This window comes from Vibrio sp. YT-19(2023), assembly GCF_033337395.1.
On sequence record NZ_JAWOQN010000904.1, the window covers coordinates 1 to 564 of the forward strand.

A 564-nucleotide genomic window follows, 5' to 3' on the forward strand; every position below is an offset into this window, starting at 1 on the left:
ACACCGATCAAGTGCAGCAATCTCTCTTCGAACAAGATCCACAAGCCACTGTTTTTGGTTTGGATATTTCTAAAGTGGCCATTCGTTACGCTTCTAAGCGCTACCCAAACTGCCAATTTAGTGTAGCGTCTAGCCATCGCTTGCCGTTTGCAGACCAATCACTGGATGCGATTTTGCGTATTTACGCGCCATGCAAAGCAGAAGAGTTGCAACGCGTCATCAAAGACAATGGCGTGGTGATCACGGTAACGCCCGCAGGTCGTCACCTTTACCAGTTCCGCGAACGCATCTATCAAGAAGTTCGCTTACACAATGAAGAACCAGAGAACATTGAAGGCTTTGAGCTAGAGCACCAACAAAAGCTGAACTACACCATGGACTTAGAAAATGGTGTTGCATTTGATTTGTTGCAAATGACTCCATTTGCTTGGAAGGCGACGGATGAACTTCGTGAAGAGCTAAAGTCCGCTACACTTTTCCAGTGTGAGGCCGACTTCATGCTACGCGTTTACCGAAAGAAGCCAATTCAACAAGAGAATCAATAGAGAATAACGAAAATCATTC

General features: G+C 45.6%; 1 protein-coding gene. It reads left to right on the top strand.

Annotated features, from left to right (window positions below):
• Positions 1–545, top strand: a 545-nt coding sequence (locus R7E78_RS29100) for a methyltransferase domain-containing protein (RefSeq protein ID WP_318059016.1), incomplete at its 5' end; no start/stop codon positions are given.
• Positions 546–564: the final 19 nt, after the last annotated feature.